The sequence below is a fragment of the Bacillus sp. AFS031507 genome, assembly GCF_002584635.1.
GTDB lineage: Bacteria > Bacillota > Bacilli > Bacillales > Cytobacillaceae > Neobacillus.
The window spans coordinates 1-442 of the sequence record NZ_NUOW01000108.1 but is presented as its reverse complement, the minus strand read 5'-3'; the positions used below and the strand labels follow the sequence as shown (position 1 = coordinate 442).

1 protein-coding gene is annotated in these 442 nt (G+C 33.5%); it reads left to right on the top strand.

Annotated features, from left to right (window positions below; all coding sequences use genetic code 11):
- On the top strand, positions 1–375 hold a 375-nt coding region (locus tag COE25_RS30065; protein WP_306573117.1), incomplete at its 5' end, for a group II intron maturase-specific domain-containing protein.
- Positions 376–442: the final 67 nt, after the last annotated feature.

Genomic DNA, 442 nt, shown 5'->3' with positions numbered 1-442 from the left:
TGCGGTAAAAGTAAACAAGGAAAATTTCGAGTAAAACGGAAAACAAGCAGGAAGAAAGTCCAAGGTAAACTAAAAGAAACGAAAGAATGGCTGAAGAGCAATAGAAGTAAAGATATTCATATGATTATGGATAGATTTAAACGCTCACTAATAGGTTATTACAACTATTATTGCATCACTGATAATACCCAAAATGTTTACAACTTTAAAGACAAAATCGAAGAGTTATTATTTAAATGGCTCAATAGAAGAAGCCAAAGGAAATCCTTTACATGGGATAAATTCAGTCTATTTCTTAAGAAGTATCCACTCCCATCACCAAGGATAAAAGTGAATATATATGATTTAAAAAAAGAGATTAGCTACATTCTGTAAATGATAACTAGGAGGAGCCGTGTGCATTAATAGTGCAAGCACGGTTCTGTGAGGGTTGCGCCTTGAA